Here is a 17,674-nt window from a genome sequence, read left to right on the forward strand (position 1 = left end):
TTAAAAGGTAATAATACCAATTTGACTTAATACTTGCTCAATTTGAAGGAGTAAATCTGACGCTAACAGCGTTAAAAATTTCTTATTTAGAACAACTAAATAGCAAAATTTTTGCCTCGTGAGCATCTGAAAATATAAAGGTCGGCATTAGCCGACCTTTATATTTACTAGCTTAGTCCATTGCTCCAGTTTGCTTAATTAAGCAGCCTCTTTTGAGCAAGTGTTAAGAAAAATATAACTACAAGTTTTCTAAAAAGTTTTCATCAAAATCATCAGGCTCTTCCTCTAGTGGAGGGTTACCATCATATAGCTCATACAATTGACGCTGATAGTAAACATCTTTTAAGAATGTATATGGGTCTAATGATTCATTTAATAATTTTTCTTGCGACATCAATGCCGCTCTGGCCTCCACTGCCCGTAGCGCAAATACCAGTATAGTTTGCGGCGTACTGAGCGCAATTTCAGGCAACACTAGATTATCGACTACATCACCTGTTAAATTTCTTGCTGTAGTAGGTCCCATGCCTGGCACCATAATATAGGCACCATCACCTACTCCCCACACGCCAAGGGTTTGACCAAAGTCTTCATCTTTCAACTCCAGTCCGAGTGTTTTTGCTACATCAAATAGACCAAAAATACCAACGGTTGAATTGACCAAAAATCTAGCTACATTTATGGCCATGTAATCTGGCTTACCTTGCAGCGCAGCATTCACCGCGTCAGTCGGCGCGGCAATATTTGTCGTAAAGTTGACAATACTACTTCGCACAGGCGCAGGGGTAACTGACACATACCCCTTAGCCACTGGGCGCAAAATATAAGCATCTAAAACATCCATATTAAAATCATATAGAGGTCGATTAATGGATTGTAATGGATCTCGTGGATCTTTTTTCTCTTCTGGTACCTGTGCACAACCAATGACGGTGAGTGCTAGTAAACCTGTGAGCACAACTTTAAGCATTTATTTCCCTGTATTTGTTAAGACACGACTAATCTCGACATTAACCTGACTGCCACCTTGTTTTAGCTCTATCACATTTGAAACCCCTTCCAGCTCACCATCTGATGGCATCACCGAACCGTCATTAGAAATGCGTGCGGTAACTGTAACGTGAGAAAAGTTAGATAAGGTTAATTCAGGCATCATTGCCATACTATCATCCAGAGCAACCGTGATTGGCAAGTTAAAGTTTGTAATTTTCGCCACAGCTAATGGCATCGCTGGACCATTTTGCGCTTTTGCAAAAACAAATAACGTGCTTCCTGACGGAATGTCGCCTTGTAACGCCTCGGCAATAGTAACTGTAGCGTTAATGCTCGCCGCACTATTTACAGCTTCTGGCTCTTGCTGCCCAAGCCTTTGTTCAAGCTCCGCAATACGACCGGCTATCATCTGATAACGAGGATCGTCTTGCGTTAGCTGTGCCATCAGCACTTCAAACGCTGCTTTAGACTCAGCCCAGTCCTGACGTTCATAGGCGATAAGTGCCAAAAGGCTAATGGCATCAATGTTCGTAGGCTCCGAATTCAGGACTTTTGAAAGCATCTTGGCTGCGCGGTTCATGCTCTGCTCTGACCCTTCAATCAACAATGCCTGGCTGTAATTAACTAAGACATTATTATTATCAGGCTGCATTGCTAACGCTTTATCAAAAGCTTGCGTTGCCATTTCAAAGTCACCCAACGACATTGCCACACGCCCCAGTAACATCCACGCCACTGCATCATCACCGGCAGTAGCAAGTTTTGTTCTAAGCCCTAGAGCAAAAGCTTGTAGCTCATTAGCATTTAACGGCTCACCAGTTTGCATTACAGCTCGCTCGCCATACTCTGGAAGATTTTCAATAGCTTCATTCCAGTTAGCGATTTGTCTATGGCTACCTGTGTAGTAGTAAAAAATCGCTGTTACAAGCACCATAAACGCGATCCCCGTGACCGCTAAAACTCGATTATCACCACGACTTGTTAATGATTGCTCAGGAGACAGCTCATTGAGTAATCTGCGTTTTAACTCGATCACTGATTCATGATAACTGTCTTTTTCGATTCGTTGATTAGCAAGCTCATCTTCGAGCTCTTCTAGCCTCTGATGGAAAATACCAATACGCTCGGCATTGGCGTCATCATCAACCACTACCTTTCTCTCTTTTTTGATAAAAGGAAAAACGACGAACAAACCAGCAAAAACACTAAGAAGCAGAAATAAAAACCACATTTGTGTTAAATCGGTTGAAAATTCACTCACAGCTCACGCTCCTGACGTTGATATTGGTTAATAAGCTCAGCGAGTTTTTGTTCATCTGTGGCATTCCAATCCTGCTTTTTCGCTGCACGCTTTTGGCGAAATACAATAAAGCCAAAGCCAAGCACAATAATCACGACAGGTAGTACCCAAAGCACAATGGTTGCAGGCGTGACAGGTGGCTGGTAATGCACAAAATAGCCATATCTGTCTATCATATAGTCAATCACGTCTTGCTTGGACTTACCTTCGTTCACTAAAGTGATCACTTTATCGCGCAAGTCTTTAGCCACAACAGCATCCGAATCTGCAATATTTTGATTTTGACACTTAGGACAACGCAGTTCATGGGTTAGTTCTCGAAACGTTTGCGCTCGCTCTGGAGTCGCAAAGTTGTACTTATCTTCTGCGGCCTCGCTTGCAAAACCTACGAACATAAACACAATTAGTATGAGGTATTTCATTGTGTTAACTCCTGATAGATTGGAGCAAACTTGCTGCGCCACACGCGTTCATTAATATCGCCTGTGTGATGCAGTAAGATCTTACCGTTTTTGTCTACTAGAAAAGTTTCTGGGGCTCCCGAAACGCCCAAATCAAGTGCCAAAGAACGCTCCAAGTCAAGGATATTGAATTGATAAGGGTCACCTGCACGACTCAGCATGCTAGTTACATCGGCCCTTAACGCATTAATGTCGAATTGATCGCCAAAGTCCGGGTCATACGCCTGTTCATAATACAGGCCGATGATCCTCACACCTCGCTCTCTTAGCTCTGTCAGATAGCCAAGCTCTGCGATACATGTCGGGCACCATGTGCCCCAAACATTCATAAGGTATACCTCACCTTTGAGTGAGTCAGCTGTCCAGACTTTGTTACTATCCATTAAGTCTGGTAAAGCAAACTCAGGCATCGTTTGCCCAAGTCGACCTGTCTGAAGCTCTCTCGGATTTCCAAATAAGCCTTGATATAAAAATACACACAAGAAGATAAAGATTAAAAAAGGCACTAAACCTAATAATTTACGGTTCATATTAAGCCTCCTGCTGTTGCGGCTTTTTTACGCGGCCACGGTATCGTTTATCTGCCAGTACAATAAACCCAGCAAATGAAATAAGTAAACCACCAAGCCACATCCACCTGACATAGGGTTTGTGATAAATCCTGAGTGACCATGCACCTGCCGACAATGGTTCTCCGAGTGCGAGGTACAAGTCACGGAAAAAGCCATCATCTATCGCAGCTTCAGTCATAAACTGCATACCAATATCATAACGGCGTTTTTCTGCGTACAGCTTAGTAACTTTCTCGCCATCTTTGAATACTGTCACGACCCCTGCGTGACCACCGTAATTTGGCCCTCTAATTTCTTTTACGCCGTCAAAGCGGTATTCGTACTCATTTAACATTGCCGTTTCGCCTGGTTTCATACTAACAGAGCGTTCTACCGAGTATGCCGAGGTTAACGTAACGGATGCGATAACAAATGCGATACCAACATGACCAAGTACCATTGCCCAATAGCTCAGCCCAAGCTTTTTAAGTCCGACAGTTAGACTCGAATGAACCGACACTTTGCTAAATAAGTCAGTCGCAGTCGCAATAAAGATCCACACAGCCAATGCAGTAGCAACAAAAGTAAGGGGAGCAACTACTTCAAAGCTTGAGAATAACCATGCAGTGGTGATGACTAAAGTAGCGAACAATAGTACTACCCACTTTTTAACTAGCGGTGGCATTTTATTTTGCTTCCAACGTAACATTGGCGCTATGCCAAGCAAAATAGCAAATGGCACGGTCAATATTGCAAACATCTGATTAAAGAAAGGGACTCCAATCGAAATGGAACCTAAACCTAATTCTTTATGGATCATAGGCAAAAGTGTTCCAAGTAGCACAATAAGAGTCGCTACGACCAAAAAGATGTTATTGACCCAAAGCGTTACTTCTCTTGAAATAAACTGGTATCTGCCTTCACTGTAAACTTGCGAAACTCGGGTTGCATATAAGGCTAGACTCCCCCCAACCACCACGGCCAAGAAAGATAGAATAAATAAACCTCTATCAGGATCAGTTGCAAACGCATGCACCGATACGATAATACCTGAGCGAACAATAAACGTACCGAGTAAGCATAAACTAAATGCAGTAATGGCAAGAAGTACCGTCCAAGACTTAAACACACCCCGTTTTTCTGTTACCGACAATGAATGCAGTAACGCTGTTGCGACAAGCCATGGCATTAACGATGCGTTCTCTACTGGATCCCAGAACCACCAGCCTCCCCAGCCTAACTCTGAGTATGCCCACCAGCTACCAATGGTGATACCTAAAGTTAAAAAGCCCCATGCAGCCATCGTCCACGGACGAGACCATTTAGCCCACGTGTTGTCCAGCTTACCTGTTAACAATGCGGCGATTGCAAAAGAAAAGGATACTGATAAGCCAACATAGCCCATATACAACAAAGGTGGATGAATAATCATACCTGGGTCTTGTAACAATGGATTTAAGTCGCGGCCTTCTACAGGGAAATAAGGTAATAAACGCTCAAAAGGGCTAGACATCCATAGGGTATAAAGCATAAAGCCTACACCTAAAAAGCCTAATACGCCCAATACTCTGGCTCGAAGCACCCAAGGCAGTGATTTAGACATAACTGCGACCAACATGGTCCAAACTGACTGCATCACTAACCAAAGTAGAATAGCGCCCTCGTGCCCACCCCAAGTAGAGGTAATTTTATAGTACCAAGGCAAACTACTACTTGAATGATGGGCAACATAAGCCACGGTAAAGTCATCCATTAAGGTTATATAAATCAGTACCAAAAAGGAAAACACCACCAAAATACATTGACCAATGGCTAGTGAAGGCGCGGCTTTCATTAGCCTTAGATTGCCTGTGTATGCGCCCCATAACGGGAAAATACACAGTAGTAAACTCAACGACATCGCCAGAACTAAGGCGAAGTAACCTATTTCAGGGATCATCTTAGTTAGTTCTCGCTATTTAAATTATATTTTGGCTTTTCGTGCTTTATGCCTTTAACGGCTTCAGCAACTTCTGAAGGCATATACTCTTCATCGTGTTTTGCCAACACTTCAAATGCTTCAACCACATTGGTTTCAACCAAGGTTCCCTGTGCTACTATCCCTTGTCCCTCACGAAACAGATCAGGCAGAATACCGCGGTAACGTATAGTCACCATAGGTCCGGTATCAATAAGTTTAAACGACACATCTAGCGATGATTCATCTCGCTCAACAGAGCCCGGAACCACCATTCCACCAATGCGGAGTTTTTGTCCAATTTGAGGCTTTTCTTTAAGCTCACCTTTGCCTTCAACTAACTCACTAGGGGTGTAAAATAAATTGATATTTTCTTGCAGTGCATAGAGGGTTAAGCCAACCGATGCACCAATACCAAAGACAGCTGCAACGACGGCAAATAGTCTTTTTTTGCGTCTAGGATTCATGCTTGTGACTCCTCTTTTGCTTTTTTAATCCGTGCTTCTCGTGCCATTTGAGCTTTCACGGCTTGCTTGAGCTTTTTACCATCGGCAAGAGAGCTGACTAAGATGCCCACTAATATAAGCGCACATGAACCAAAGGACAGCCATACATAGAAACCATAGCCGCCCATTGCTAGAAATTCACTGAAGGATTCAAACTGCATAATTATCCCCTATTCACTAATTCACGTACCCAAGGACGATGCTGCTCACAACGCAAAATTTCATTCTTTAAGCGAATAAGCGTTACTACTCCCAGCACACCTGCAAAGGCGACAATATTAATTAGTAATGGCCATAACATAGATGGATCGATTGCTGATGTATCAAACTTTGTGATGGTAGAGCCTTGATGTAGCGTGTTCCACCATTCAACTGAAAAATGAATAATTGGTAAGTTAACTACACCAACTATTGCTAAAATACAGGCAGCTCTCCCCCCTGATTTTTTGTCTTCGAACGCATGATAAAGTGACAATACACCAAAATATAAAAATAACAGAATAAGCTCAGAGGTTAATCTGGCGTCCCACACCCACCAAGCGCCCCACATTGGTTTACCCCAAGCAGCTCCGGTAATTAATGCTATTGCAGTCATAGCTGCACCAACTGGCGCGATTGAGATAACTGCCAGTTCGGCGTTACGAATTTGCCACACCAAAGCAATAATGGCTGCTATGGCCATAGATGAATACGCACCCATTGACCAAATCGCTGAAGGCACATGAATAAAGATTATCCGGTAGCTGTCTTTTTGTTGATAATCTGCGGGCGCATAGGCAAGCCCCCAAACCCATCCAACAAGTAAACCCACCACCGCAATCACGGCAAAGTAAGGAAGCAAGGTGTTACACAATTGGTAAGCACGCTCCGCTTTGGCATAAGGATGTAACCACTTCCACATTTTAACTTACACTCACTCTTAAAGCTGACGATATGGCAATTGGTGCGGCGACAATGGCAACGGCAAGCATCGCACCAAGGATTGCAAGCTGACCGCCATAAGCAAGAGACATGCTACTGGTATCAATGGCGGATGTTGCAAAAATTAATACAGGAATATACAGCGGCAGGACTAGTAAGCTCATCAAAATTCCACCTTTTTGCAATGCAACGGTGAGCCCTGCCCCTATAGCTCCAATAAAACTTAACAAAGGTGTCCCAATTAACAAGGTTAACACTGTCGCGTTCAGGGACTGCGTTTCTAAATTCATTAACAATGCAAATAATGGCGCTAGTAGTACCATAGGTAGACCACTTACGGTCCAGTGTGCAGCCACTTTGGCAAGTACAGATAATGACAACGGATAAGGCGATGCTATCAGTTGTTCTAGCGAGCCATCGTTATAGTCATCCCGAAATAGTTTATCTAGCCCTAACATAGTCGATAACAGGGCTGCTACCCAAATTATGCCCGGCGCAATTCTGGTAAGTAATGCAGGCTCTGGCCCAATCGCTAAAGGGAATAACGTGATGACAATCAGAAAAAACAGTAATGGGTTAACGATTTCAGCACGTTGCCTAAATGCGAGTGTCACATCTTTTGTATAAACGGATTTGAACGCTAACCAATATGAATGATGAGTCTGCATTACAAACGGTACTCCAATGTCAAAGTTTGTAACTGCGCGAAATGTGCGGTGAGATCTTGGTGTGTAGTCAGTAAAATTGCTCCGCCTGCATCGAGGTGGGACTGAAACTGGGTTTGCAACAAGGCAACACCTTTTTTATCTAATGCGGTAAATGGTTCGTCGAGTATCCACAATTTAGCTTTGTTCAGCCATAAACGAACCAAAGCAACACGACGCTGTTGACCCGCTGAAAGGGTACGCACCGGTACATCTTCAAGCCCTATTAGACCCAGCTTTGCCAACAGCTCATAAACCTCTTCTTCACTGGCTTTTGCACCATGTACTTGCAACCAATATTGGACATTTTCGTAGGCATTCAGTTGTTGATTAACACCTGTTTTATGACCAATAAACAACAGTTCAGCTGCAAATGAATCATAATCTTCTCGAATATCGGTATGGTTATATCGGATCTGACCTTCATCCGCTCTGGCAAAGCCCGCAATTATTCGTAACAGTGACGTTTTACCGGCACCATTTGGGCCTTCAACTTGCATGATCTGCCCCGAATGGAGAGTGAAACTTAATGAGTCAAACAAGCATCTATCTTGTTTGGTACAAGTGACGGTGTCTATCTCTAGCAAATCTGGGCTTCTCTTTACCTAAAATTGGGCGTTAGTCTAACATAATGGTATGGTAATACGAATAATCCGATGCGATCGATTAGCGAAAATTTGATTTAAAATAATGAATAAGCTGCCAATTACAACAAATACTACGACAGCATCTGTGATAAGCACAGATAATAGCGAAGTATCTAAATTAGACTTGACTAACAACCAGCCTTTTGCAGCAAAAAACATTCACATTAGCAATGATAAACTAAAGATGGATGTGACAATTGACGGTCGCTGGCAAACTATCCAAATTGCGTTGAAACCACCAACTCAACCTAATCAGCTCCAAGAAGCGCAAGTTAGTATCGACGAAACAGGGAAAGTAGTTACTTTCCATACCCCAAAATTACAAGCTCAAGTCACATTGACGAGTCAGCTTTTTGATATTTTGGCGACACTTAAAGGCCAAACCAACAGTACAATTATTCAGTCTTCGGCAACTGTGCAGCCTGATTCTACATTGCGCATTAATTCCCTTGATTTGAAGGTACCGGTCCCACATCCCGTCGCACAATTACTGGCAAGTGAGAGCAAGCTGTTTGCAAATCTAAGTACTCAACAAAACAATACTCTTTTGCAAATAGTAAATCAATTTAGTGATCCTCTGTTTAGCATCACATTACCTAAATCAATGATTATTAAACTTATCTCTAGCCAGCTTAGCCCCATCAATGTAAAGCCTCTAGTCAACGGGGTAATGCTTAATATTAACGATCGCCCAATTAGCCTACCGAGGATCCCCAGTAATTGGCCACCTTCTTCAACATGGCAAAAAGGTGAGCTCAAAGCAGCCATCAACGGGGTAGACGTGACAATGCCAGCACGACAAATAAAAGTGGAAACGATCAAACCGCTTAGCGCATTGCTGCATCAAGTAAGTGCGATTGCAAAACCCATTACGCCAATAAATAGCACCAACCCAACTTCAATACATACACTCCAATACGAAACACCATTATTTGAGGTCAGCCTGCAACAAATAAAGTCAAGCGTCGCGCGGGCATTGCAAGTGCTGATCGGCAGACCTTTTGGCAAACAACAACCCCATCAATCTAATGCTTCTCAAGCCTTGCTGACATCTAATAATCAACATGAGAGTATTAAGCGCCTATTACCAAGCTCCATCATACAAGCCCAAGACGTAAACCAGCACAACGAAAGTAAGATAAGTACTCCGCTACAGCAGCTCACTGGCCAAATAAAGCAGAGCCAGCTCGATATGATGAGACAATCATCAGTACCATTACAACAGAGCCAGCCCCCTATTAATCGCGAGAAATTAACCGCCTCCATCATCCACTACTTACAACAAAACCCTAGCACAGCACCAAAGTACCAAGCGCTTCCCGTCGATTTTGAAATGAAGCAAAAAGCCCTCTCTTTATTACTAGACACATTCACTGGTAAGGAGCAGCTAGACACTAAGCAGCTTCGGCAGGTTACTCAAATTCTAGAGAGACCACTGTATCTTAAAGCACACACCGCACCTTTGCTTGTTGATAAAACTGCACAGTTTGTACCATATGCTTCGAGTGAACAGCTTACTCACTCTGTCACCAAAGAAGTTAAAGGGATCATTGAAGTCTTACTAAACATGCCAACCGCAAAGCTGGGAAGAAAAGACAATATTCAAAGCCCGCTACAGCAAGCCTCTAACACGATAGCAAAAGCGTTAAAAGCTGATTCGTTAAGTCAAATGCCTGAGCTACAAAAACTGGTAAACCAAGCGTTCTCTCGGCTATTGGATGAGCGTTCTATTTCGGCACTCGCAGTTAAAAATCAACTAGAAAGTCAACTGAGCTTAACGCCGTTTAGTAATACGACATCAAGCTTGAACCAATCTAGCTTTACACAAATGTTAGAACGCTTGCTACTTTCTCTTTTAGGTGGCCAAGTCGCAGGTCAAGACACTAGCAAAGAAAGCGCAAATCAAAAGATGCAGGCACTGCTAGAGACGTTGTTGCCACAGTTAAAAATGCTCTCTCCTAAACAAGTTGCAGATGCGTTACAACAGCCAATCGCAAAAGAGCTTTTAAATGACTTGGGACAACTACACAACCAACTACAACCACAACAATCTCAATTACAAACCACGAGTTTAGGGAAACAAGATAGTGAAACGCAGCTCATCGTTAATTTGCTATTCCCTACAAAGGTTGGACAAGAGCAACAGCAAACACAGTTACAAATCGGAGAGTATAAAAAGTCGCCCAAAGCTGGAATGCCTGAGAAGTCAGTGTGGTTTATTCGCTTGTGTTTTGATTTTGCTGATAAAGGCCAGATCCATGCCCAAGCAGAGCTAATGGATAAAGCTCTGGAATGTGCACTAGTTGCAACTTCCAACCAAGTGAAACAACTCGCTGAACCCCATTTGGCAACTCTTAGGCACAAACTCGCCGCTCACGGACTGCAAGTAGCCGAGATAGACTTGAGGGAAGAAGCCAGTTTTCAAGACAAATTCTTCTCTGAACATGCCATTATTAACATTAAGGTGTAAATACTAATGACGCAAAAATCAGCAATTGGATTACTTTACGAAGCCGGAAGCGCACCTCAAGTGACCTTCAAAGGCTATGGTGAATTAGCGGAAGAGATTATTGCGCTCGCAAAAGAAAAGAACATCATGATCCATGAGGACGAATCTTTAGTACAGACATTAAGCGCCTTAGAGCTACATCAGGAAATTCCTAGAGAGTTATATTATGTTATCGCTGAACTTATTGCGTTCTCTTACATTATGCGTGGAAAGTTTCCTCCCGGTTGGGAGGGGTTTCGTGGCAAGCTAGATATAAAGGCCTAGTCCCCCTCTAGCTTGCAACCAACATTATTTTGATTTGTTATGTAAAGACATTAATAGCTCGGCCTCAGCACGAGGCAACTCACACTCTCGCATGACTTCTTCAATATCAGCCCCCAGCTCAACCATTTTTACCGCTCGAGAGTAAATTTTTGCGTCTGGATCGTCATATTTTTGTGCTGCTTGCTGATTTGCAAGTTCATGGAGCTCCTGCTCTGTTGTCACTACTCGTTTACCAACACTCATTATGCTAGCGCGAAGCTCTGCAACTTCACTGCGCAATATCGCAATTTGCTGCTCAGCTCCCTGCAATGCACTTGAAGCTTGCATAATATTCGATCTTTCTTTTTGTAATTTTTTACCCAACACAAAAACAAACCTCAAGCACACTATCGCGAGTGCGCTTGAGGTTATTGATATGACGAGTAAAACGATTTGAGCGTTTACTACTTCCAACATCTAAATATGACTCAGCTCATCCCATTCGTCATCACTTAATAATTTATTAAGATCAACCAAAATCAGTAACTCGCCTTCTCGGTTCGAGACACCTTGGATGAACTTAGCACTCTCCTCTGTACCTATATTTGGAGCACTATCAATCTCCGAGCTACGCAAGTACACAACTTCAGCAACACTGTCGACTAAAATACCGATCACTTGCTTTTCAGCTTCGATAATTACGATCCGTGAATTGTCTGTAACTTCCGCGCTCTGAAGGCCAAACCTTGCTCGCGTGTCTATTACGGTAACGACATTACCACGCAAATTGATAATACCAAGCACATAGCTTGGTGCGCCTGGAACAGGTGCAATTTCTGTATAGCGCAGCACTTCCTGTACTTGCATTACGTTAATACCGTAAGTTTCCTCTTCAAGCTTATAAGTAACCCACTGCAATACTTCATCATTACTATCAGCATTTTTGTCTGCAGAAAGTAGTCTATCTTGGCTCATGGTCTCACTCCATCAATATACTAGTTACTGCTCTCGACTATCGAGGCCTTGTTCTAGCAAACGGTTTAAATTCTCTACATCTATTAGCGCACACATTTTTTCTTTTATCACCCCAGCTAGCCAAGGTCTCTTGCTGTCGCTGGTACGCCACTTTATGTCTTCAGGCTTGAGTGTCAAGTTATTGACGAGCTTTTCTGCCAATAGCCCCCAACTACTATCTCCAAGCATGATTAGATATTGATAATTCAGGCTATCTTGAAGCTCAGGTGTCAATTTTTCAGGCATCACCCACATCGCAGTATCTACAACATTTAGTTTTTCTTCGCGGTTTAACATCACCCCTCTAAACCATTTAGGTTTGCCAAACAATTGATTGACCTCACCTAACTGGTGTATACCGCCAAGAGACTTCAGCGGAACCGCGAGCGTTAGACCTGCAACTTCAAAAAATAATGCTTGAAACTCACCTTCTTGGTAAGCGTCACGCGCTGACGTCGCTTCTATCGTTGCCTGTTCTTTGATAATAGATGTATTTTCAGTGACTTCAAGATCTTGAGCAAATTTACTCACCTCTTGCTCTTGTACTTCAGTCATCGATTCAATCGTTGTTGGCTTAATGTCGGCGGCTGCGGGAACTATTTCTTGCTCCACATCAGGGTCTTTTACTTGTTCCAATAGCTTCGCAACAGGTGATAAAGCGCAATCTTGTACTTCAGGCTCTTCCTGTAGTAACGCACTAAGGTACTGTTTCATTACCTTTTCATTTGCAAATAAGTGCTTACTCATTCTCTTCTCTAGCTTAGCTGCTTTAAATAATCCAACAAAGCACGATAGGCAAATACGCCCCGAGACTTTGGACAAAACTGCACTGGAACTTGTTGTGCAAGGCTGGCATCTCTAAATTTTGTATCAACCGGAACCACGCCCGGCCAAACCGCATCTTTGTAAGTCGCCAACAATGTTTTATATGCCTCTAAAGATGCCTTTGTACGCTTATCATACATCGTGGGTATTATCGTATACTGATATTGTTTTTGTTGTGAAGATTGCATCAGCTCCATAGTTCGCATCATTCTATCGAGCCCCTTCAAGGCAAGAAATTCTGTCTGTACTGGGACCAATATTCTCTCACTTGCAGCAAGCGCATTAACCATCAATACACCAAGTACCGGTGGACAATCCAGAATCGCATAATCATACTGATCCGCAATTTTCTCAATAGACTTTTTCAAGATCAGACCCATGCCAGTCTTGTTGCCCATACTCCTGTCTAACGTGGCAATAGCCATAGTCGCAGGAAGGATATCAAGATTTTCAATGGTTGACGGGCAAAGTGCTTGCAATATCTCTTCCCCCGTCATGCTATTTCCACGTATGAAAATATCGTAAACGCTAACTTCTAACTCTTCAGAATCTATACCAAAGTAATAAGTCAGTGAAGCATGAGGGTCGGTATCAATCAATAAAACACGATGGCCTTGTTCAGCTAAAATACCGCCCAGGCTTACCGTTGTTGTGGTTTTGCCCACGCCACCTTTTTGATTTGCTACCGTCCAAATTTTCACTCAATATTCCTTCGCTCATAACGGCCGCATAATGCGGCCTTTATTATACAAACTCAATGTTATTTTTTGTTTTAAAAGTTCGATAATTGCAAGCTTCGGCAACGTAACTTTGCCAGTGGGCTTATTGATTACCCGCTTCCTTGTTAATTCTCGACGCAAAGTCTTGTAACGCAATACTATCTGATGCTAGGCCCGCACTCGCAACCGCTTGCGGCATGCCATACACTACACAGGTAGCTTCATCTTGTGCCCAGATTGTAGCTCCTACCTGCTTTAACATCCTAGCGCCATCTCTACCATCAGCTCCCATACCAGTTAACACAACAGCTAATGCGTCACCACCATATGCTTTAGCGACACTTGCGAAGGTGATATCAACGCTAGGTTTGTAGGTTATTCTCGGACTATCATCTTCAAAAACCTTTAACGTTTTACTGCCACCTCGACTTTCAACCATCATTTGCTTTCCACCAGGAGCAAGATAGGCGACTCCAGGCATGAGTCTATCTCCATGCTCTGCTTCTTTCACTTTAATCTTACACAGGCTATGTAGCCTGGCTGCAAATGCAGGGGTAAATGCGGCTGGCATGTGTTGGATAAGCAGGATCGGATGAGGGAAGTTTGCAGGTATTTGCGTTAGAATTGTTTGCAGCGCAACAGGCCCCCCCGTTGAAGTGCCAATCGCTACTAAACTATATTTTTTCCCAGATGCTCTTGCGGCAGAGGCAGCCGGTGAAGAAGTGGTTGCCGATCTTTGAAAGCTTCTATCTGGCTGAGGCACTGCTGGTCTTAATGTCTCGTTTCGGACTGGCTTTGGCTCTATTGTTCGATTCGAAGTCGAAATACTTGGCCGTGTAAATCGGCTCACTCGACGTCGGCCAATCTCTTTCACTTTGTTCTGTAATGACTTTATCGCCTCTTCGCTGTTTCTAGCAATGTCTTCAAATTTTTTAGGCAAAAAGTCTACAGCACCCGCATCAAGCGCGTCTAACGTTGCACTGGCGCCTTCCCGCGTTAACGACGAAAACATCAGTATCGGGGTTGGCGTCGCTTGCATTATTTGCTTTACAGCGCTTATACCATCGAGTACTGGCATTTCTACGTCCATTGTAATCACATCTGGACGCAACGAAGCGGCTTTTTCAACCGCCTCTTTACCATTAACTGCAAAGTCTATAACTTTGATTTCACTGTCTTTTTCTAAGATTTCACTGACTCGGCGACGAAAGAAGCTCGAGTCATCAACAACTAATACTTTAACTGCCATTGGCAACGCTCTTTTATTTTGCTCTACAGCAGAGCAGTCAAACCGCTCTAGCATTTGACTACGCTTAAAAACTTAAGCGTAGTGTTTTAATAAGTTAGGCACATCTAGGATTAAAGCAATGCCACCATCAGAAGTGATAGTTGCCCCAGCCATACCTGGTGTACCTTGCAATAAGGCATCAAGGGGCTTTATCACCACCTCTTCCTGACCGATAAGGGAGTCAACAACAAAACCCACTTGTTTAGTCCCTATCTGAGCTATTACAACATGACCCTCTGCTTTTCTCATGCTTCGGTCTGCGCCCTTCACCAGCCAATGTTCGAGATAAAACAGTGGTATGGCTTTTTCACGAACAATGATAGTGAGCTGTCCATCAACTACATTGGTCTTAGTCAAATCAAGGTGGAAGATTTCGCTCACTCCCGCGAGCGGTAGTGCGAAGGTCTGCTCTCCAACCACAACCATTAAGGTAGGTAAAATGGCCAGTGTCAATGGAACCTTGATCTCTAATACAGTGCCAACTCCGAGTTCTGACTGTATATTAACAGAGCCATTAAGTTGGGTAATTTTAGTCTTTACGACATCCATACCGACGCCGCGGCCTGAAATATCAGATATCTGTTCTTTTGTTGAAAAGCCAGGGGCAAATATTAGATTGTACGCTTCGGTATCCGACAATCTGCTTGCTTGGTCTGAATCGATCACGCCTTTATTAATAGCAATTTTCTTCAACTTTTCAGGATCCATACCTGCACCATCGTCACGAATGGTCAGTAGAATATGATCCCCTTCTTGAGAAGCTGAAAGTGTCACGGTTCCCATTCTTGGCTTACCAGACGCTTCTCGAACATCTGGCATCTCAATTCCGTGGTCAACAGAATTTCGTACCAAGTGAACCAACGGATCCGCAAGCGCTTCAACTAAGTTTTTATCTAAATCAGTTTCTTCACCTTGTAAAACAAGATTGATTTCCTTTTTTAAGCTTCGAGCAAGGTCTCTTACAACCCGAGGAAAGCGACCGAACACTTTCTTGATGGGTTGCATTCGAGTTTTCATTACAGCGCCTTGCAAGTCAGCTGTCACCACATCAAGGTTTGATATGGCTTTACCCATACTCTCACTATTTGTGTTATTCGCCAGACTGACCAAACGGTTGCGTACCAATACCAACTCACCGACCATATTCATGATTTCATCAAGACGTTTTGTGTCGACACGTACTGTTGTTTCTGCTTGTGCAGCTGGCTTTTTAGCTGCAGGAGCTGCGGCCTTTGCAGGCTCTGCTTCTTTTTGAGGCGCAGGTTTTGCTTCGGCTTTAGGAGCTGGTTTAGCCGCTGGCTTAGCCGCCGGTTTTGAAGCTGCTTTCGCTTCAGGCTGTTTGGGTGGTGGCGTTGGAGCTTGCGTTACCGCTTCTTCAGTTGCTTTTGGCGCACTGCCTTTTCCATGTAACTCGTCTAATAAGGCTTCAAACTCATCATCTGTGATTTCCTCATCGTCTCCACCGTTGGCATTTGCTTGCTCACTGACTTGCGCTGGTGCTTGAGCTTCTTTAGGAACAGGGTCTTCACTGTTTGGTGCCCCGCCAAATTTGCCGACACCGTGTAACTCATCTAATAGATTGTCAAATTCGTCATCAGTAATGTCGCCATCATCACTGCTTGGTGGTGCACTTTCCGGGCTTTCTGTACTGGTCGGAGCGGGACCATTTCCTGAACCATGTAACTCATCAAGTAAATTTTCGAATTCTTCTTCAGTTATCTCATCAATACTAGAACTGGCGTCGCCATCAGTATCGACGTCAAATAAAATATCATCTGCACTAACTTCAGGTACTGGTTCAGTTTCTACAACAGGTGCTGAAGCGACTTCTTCAACTACCTCGTCCTCAGATGCTGGTTGACTGAGTTTGTGAAGTGTTTCAAGCAACGCAGGATCAGCAGCTTCAGGCTCTTCACGATTTTGGATACAAGCAAACATCTCATTGATTGTATCCAAAGACTGTAAGATAACATCCATCAATTCGGAAGTTACTTTTCGTTGTCCCTGTCGTAACACATCGAATACGTTTTCCGCACCATGACAAGCGTCTACCAGCTCCGTCATGCCCAAGAATCCAGCTCCACCTTTAACAGTATGGAAGCCACGGAAAATCGCATTAAGAAGTTCTTTATCTTCAGGGTTGTTTTCTAGCTCAACAAGCTGCTCAGATAAAAGCTCTAATATTTCGCCTGCTTCAACAAGAAAGTCCTGCAAGATATCTTCATCGACTTCAAAGCTCATACACACTCTCCAACTAGAAGCCTAAACTAGATAGCAAGTCATCGACTTCGTCTTGACCAGAAACCACGTCGTCTCGTGATTCAGCGTCAATAATTGGACCTTCAGGCCCAGACAATTCATCACTGATAGTCTCTGTTGTTTTTATTTCATTTTCATTCGATTTAGTACCGGCCTGTGTTTCGTCTGCTGAACCAAACACAGTAAGGAGATGAATGAGACTATCTTCTACTTCTCGAACTAATTCAATGACACGGCGGATGACCTGACCAGTTAAGTCTTGATAATCTTGTGCCATGAGCACGTTTGTCATCAAACCTTGTAACTCGTCCGTACGTGTTTTCGAAGTCTGCATAAAGCTATCTAGGTCGTGACACAGAGATTTGAATTCTCCGAGCTGAATATCTCTACTCATTAAACGATCCCAAGTTGGCTTTATTTGTGCTAGTTCGTCGGCAAGGTTTTGTGCCAACGGTAAGCTTTCTTCGACAGCGTCCATCGTTTTGTTTGCAGCGCTCTCCGTCATTTCCATGACGTAGTTGAGGCGCTGTTTAGCGTCAGGAATGGCCTCCGTTGTGAGGTCTGCAAGGCGAGTATCCAGCTCAAAGTTTTTCAATGACTCATGTAACTGACGAGTAAGCTTGCCAACCTCTGCAAATAACTCGGATTGCTCTTTGTTAGCAGCCTCTAAAATCAGCTGATCCGCTTTTTCTTGTTCACCTTGCTCTAATAGCTCTACAAGTTGTTTAGCTTGCTCGAGTGTAATTTGAGGCGCAGCGTTTACAGACATAGGCCATT

19 protein-coding genes are annotated in these 17,674 nt (G+C 43.5%); 2 read left to right on the forward strand and 17 right to left on the reverse strand.

The genetic code is table 11. The features are described 5' to 3' along the window. Window positions 1–238: 238 nt before the first annotated feature. Genes F9Y84_RS03280 through ccmA form a run of 10 tightly spaced genes read right to left on the reverse strand, consistent with a single transcriptional unit; the run spans window position 239 to window position 7,980 of the window. Window positions 239–970 (reverse strand): MlaA family lipoprotein, encoded by a 732-nt coding sequence (locus tag F9Y84_RS03280; protein ID WP_147390787.1) that lies wholly within the window; start codon window positions 968–970, stop codon window positions 239–241. Further along, window positions 971–2,224 (reverse strand): c-type cytochrome biogenesis protein CcmI, encoded by a 1,254-nt coding sequence (gene ccmI / locus F9Y84_RS03285; protein ID WP_185745581.1) that lies wholly within the window; start codon window positions 2,222–2,224, stop codon window positions 971–973. A gap of 26 nt (window positions 2,225–2,250) precedes the next feature. Further along, entirely contained in the window at window positions 2,251–2,715 is a 465-nt protein-coding gene (locus tag F9Y84_RS03290) for a cytochrome c-type biogenesis protein (RefSeq protein WP_147390788.1), read from the reverse strand. After that, entirely contained in the window at window positions 2,712–3,284 is a 573-nt protein-coding gene (locus tag F9Y84_RS03295; RefSeq protein WP_128729888.1) for a DsbE family thiol:disulfide interchange protein, read from the reverse strand. The genes F9Y84_RS03290 and F9Y84_RS03295 overlap by 4 nt, the downstream gene beginning before the upstream one ends. 1 nt (window position 3,285) lies before the next feature. After that, complete coding sequence (locus F9Y84_RS03300) at window positions 3,286–5,244, reverse strand: heme lyase CcmF/NrfE family subunit (RefSeq protein WP_128729887.1); 1,959 nt, start codon at window positions 5,242–5,244, stop codon at window positions 3,286–3,288. 5 nt (window positions 5,245–5,249) lie between these two features. Then, window positions 5,250–5,729 carry a cytochrome c maturation protein CcmE gene (ccmE, locus tag F9Y84_RS03305; protein ID WP_128729886.1) on the reverse strand — a complete coding sequence of 160 codons (480 nt, stop codon included), beginning with the start codon at window positions 5,727–5,729 and terminating at the stop codon, window positions 5,250–5,252. After that, window positions 5,726–5,929 carry a heme exporter protein CcmD gene (gene ccmD, locus F9Y84_RS03310; RefSeq protein WP_128729885.1) on the reverse strand — a complete coding sequence of 68 codons (204 nt, stop codon included), beginning with the start codon at window positions 5,927–5,929 and terminating at the stop codon, window positions 5,726–5,728. The genes ccmE and ccmD overlap by 4 nt, the downstream gene beginning before the upstream one ends. Before the next feature lie 2 nt (window positions 5,930–5,931). Further along, window positions 5,932–6,669 (reverse strand): heme ABC transporter permease, encoded by a 738-nt coding sequence (locus F9Y84_RS03315; protein WP_125251990.1) that lies wholly within the window; start codon window positions 6,667–6,669, stop codon window positions 5,932–5,934. A gap of 1 nt (window position 6,670) precedes the next feature. After that, window positions 6,671–7,357 carry a heme exporter protein CcmB gene (gene ccmB, locus F9Y84_RS03320; RefSeq protein WP_128729884.1) on the reverse strand — a complete coding sequence of 229 codons (687 nt, stop codon included), beginning with the start codon at window positions 7,355–7,357 and terminating at the stop codon, window positions 6,671–6,673. Then, the gene (gene ccmA / locus F9Y84_RS03325; protein WP_125251992.1) at window positions 7,357–7,980 is read right to left on the reverse strand and encodes a cytochrome c biogenesis heme-transporting ATPase CcmA; all 624 of its coding nucleotides are present in this window, start codon (window positions 7,978–7,980) and stop codon (window positions 7,357–7,359) included. Before ccmA ends, ccmB begins: the two co-directional genes overlap by 1 nt. 103 nt (window positions 7,981–8,083) lie before the next feature. On the opposite strand from ccmA, the gene fliK reads away from it, so the two are divergent. Together fliK and F9Y84_RS03335 are read left to right on the forward strand one after the other, a co-directional pair. Continuing rightward, window positions 8,084–10,510, forward strand: a complete 2,427-nt coding sequence (fliK, locus tag F9Y84_RS03330; RefSeq protein ID WP_147390789.1) for a flagellar hook-length control protein FliK — start codon at window positions 8,084–8,086, stop codon at window positions 10,508–10,510. A gap of 6 nt (window positions 10,511–10,516) precedes the next feature. Next, window positions 10,517–10,813, forward strand: coding sequence for an EscU/YscU/HrcU family type III secretion system export apparatus switch protein (locus F9Y84_RS03335; protein WP_125251994.1), 297 nt, complete (start codon window positions 10,517–10,519; stop codon window positions 10,811–10,813). A gap of 24 nt (window positions 10,814–10,837) precedes the next feature. On the opposite strand, the gene F9Y84_RS03340 is transcribed toward F9Y84_RS03335, so the two are convergent. From F9Y84_RS03340 to F9Y84_RS03370, 7 genes are all read right to left on the reverse strand, one after another. Beyond that, entirely contained in the window at window positions 10,838–11,269 is a 432-nt protein-coding gene (locus F9Y84_RS03340) for a DUF2802 domain-containing protein (protein WP_147390790.1), read from the reverse strand. Continuing rightward, window positions 11,270–11,767, reverse strand: coding sequence for a chemotaxis protein CheW (locus F9Y84_RS03345; RefSeq protein WP_010369098.1), 498 nt, complete (start codon window positions 11,765–11,767; stop codon window positions 11,270–11,272). 24 nt (window positions 11,768–11,791) lie between these two features. Further along, complete coding sequence (locus F9Y84_RS03350; RefSeq protein ID WP_125251996.1) at window positions 11,792–12,553, reverse strand: chemotaxis protein CheW; 762 nt, start codon at window positions 12,551–12,553, stop codon at window positions 11,792–11,794. 8 nt (window positions 12,554–12,561) lie between these two features. Continuing rightward, window positions 12,562–13,332 (reverse strand): ParA family protein, encoded by a 771-nt coding sequence (locus tag F9Y84_RS03355; RefSeq protein WP_125251997.1) that lies wholly within the window; start codon window positions 13,330–13,332, stop codon window positions 12,562–12,564. Between the two features lie 121 nt (window positions 13,333–13,453). After that, window positions 13,454–14,599, reverse strand: coding sequence for a protein-glutamate methylesterase/protein-glutamine glutaminase (locus tag F9Y84_RS03360; RefSeq protein WP_125252078.1), 1,146 nt, complete (start codon window positions 14,597–14,599; stop codon window positions 13,454–13,456). Between the two features lie 72 nt (window positions 14,600–14,671). Beyond that, the gene (locus F9Y84_RS03365) at window positions 14,672–16,879 is read right to left on the reverse strand and encodes a chemotaxis protein CheA (protein WP_168756740.1); all 2,208 of its coding nucleotides are present in this window, start codon (window positions 16,877–16,879) and stop codon (window positions 14,672–14,674) included. A gap of 13 nt (window positions 16,880–16,892) precedes the next feature. Continuing rightward, window positions 16,893–17,666: a protein phosphatase CheZ gene (locus F9Y84_RS03370; protein ID WP_128729879.1), complete on the reverse strand. Its 774-nt coding sequence runs from the start codon at window positions 17,664–17,666 to the stop codon at window positions 16,893–16,895. Between the last annotated feature and the right edge of the window lie 8 nt (window positions 17,667–17,674).

It is taken from the genome of Pseudoalteromonas peptidolytica (assembly GCF_012641745.1).
GTDB classification, from domain to species: domain Bacteria; phylum Pseudomonadota; class Gammaproteobacteria; order Enterobacterales; family Alteromonadaceae; genus Pseudoalteromonas; species Pseudoalteromonas peptidolytica.

What these genes read in the sequence shown, in the direction of transcription:
- F9Y84_RS03280 (WP_147390787.1), bottom strand. Translation starts at nt 970, where the DNA reads ATGCTTAAAGTTGTGCTCACAGGTTTACTAGCACTCACCGTCATTGGT.
- ccmI (WP_185745581.1), bottom strand. Translation starts at nt 2,224, where the DNA reads ATGTGGTTTTTATTTCTGCTTCTTAGTGTTTTTGCTGGTTTGTTCGTC.
- F9Y84_RS03290 (WP_147390788.1), bottom strand. Translation starts at nt 2,715, where the DNA reads ATGAAATACCTCATACTAATTGTGTTTATGTTCGTAGGTTTTGCAAGC.
- F9Y84_RS03295 (WP_128729888.1), bottom strand. Translation starts at nt 3,284, where the DNA reads ATGAACCGTAAATTATTAGGTTTAGTGCCTTTTTTAATCTTTATCTTC.
- F9Y84_RS03300 (WP_128729887.1), bottom strand. Translation starts at nt 5,244, where the DNA reads ATGATCCCTGAAATAGGTTACTTCGCCTTAGTTCTGGCGATGTCGTTG.
- ccmE (WP_128729886.1), bottom strand. Translation starts at nt 5,729, where the DNA reads ATGAATCCTAGACGCAAAAAAAGACTATTTGCCGTCGTTGCAGCTGTC.
- ccmD (WP_128729885.1), bottom strand. Translation starts at nt 5,929, where the DNA reads ATGCAGTTTGAATCCTTCAGTGAATTTCTAGCAATGGGCGGCTATGGT.
- F9Y84_RS03315 (WP_125251990.1), bottom strand. Translation starts at nt 6,669, where the DNA reads ATGTGGAAGTGGTTACATCCTTATGCCAAAGCGGAGCGTGCTTACCAA.
- ccmB (WP_128729884.1), bottom strand. Translation starts at nt 7,357, where the DNA reads ATGCAGACTCATCATTCATATTGGTTAGCGTTCAAATCCGTTTATACA.
- fliK (WP_147390789.1), top strand. Translation starts at nt 8,084, where the DNA reads ATGAATAAGCTGCCAATTACAACAAATACTACGACAGCATCTGTGATA.
- F9Y84_RS03335 (WP_125251994.1), top strand. Translation starts at nt 10,517, where the DNA reads ATGACGCAAAAATCAGCAATTGGATTACTTTACGAAGCCGGAAGCGCA.
- F9Y84_RS03340 (WP_147390790.1), bottom strand. Translation starts at nt 11,269, where the DNA reads ATGTTGGAAGTAGTAAACGCTCAAATCGTTTTACTCGTCATATCAATA.
- F9Y84_RS03345 (WP_010369098.1), bottom strand. Translation starts at nt 11,767, where the DNA reads ATGAGCCAAGATAGACTACTTTCTGCAGACAAAAATGCTGATAGTAAT.
- F9Y84_RS03350 (WP_125251996.1), bottom strand. Translation starts at nt 12,553, where the DNA reads ATGAGTAAGCACTTATTTGCAAATGAAAAGGTAATGAAACAGTACCTT.
- F9Y84_RS03360 (WP_125252078.1), bottom strand. Translation starts at nt 14,599, where the DNA reads ATGGCAGTTAAAGTATTAGTTGTTGATGACTCGAGCTTCTTTCGTCGC.
- F9Y84_RS03365 (WP_168756740.1), bottom strand. Translation starts at nt 16,879, where the DNA reads ATGAGCTTTGAAGTCGATGAAGATATCTTGCAGGACTTTCTTGTTGAA.
- F9Y84_RS03370 (WP_128729879.1), bottom strand. Translation starts at nt 17,666, where the DNA reads ATGTCTGTAAACGCTGCGCCTCAAATTACACTCGAGCAAGCTAAACAA.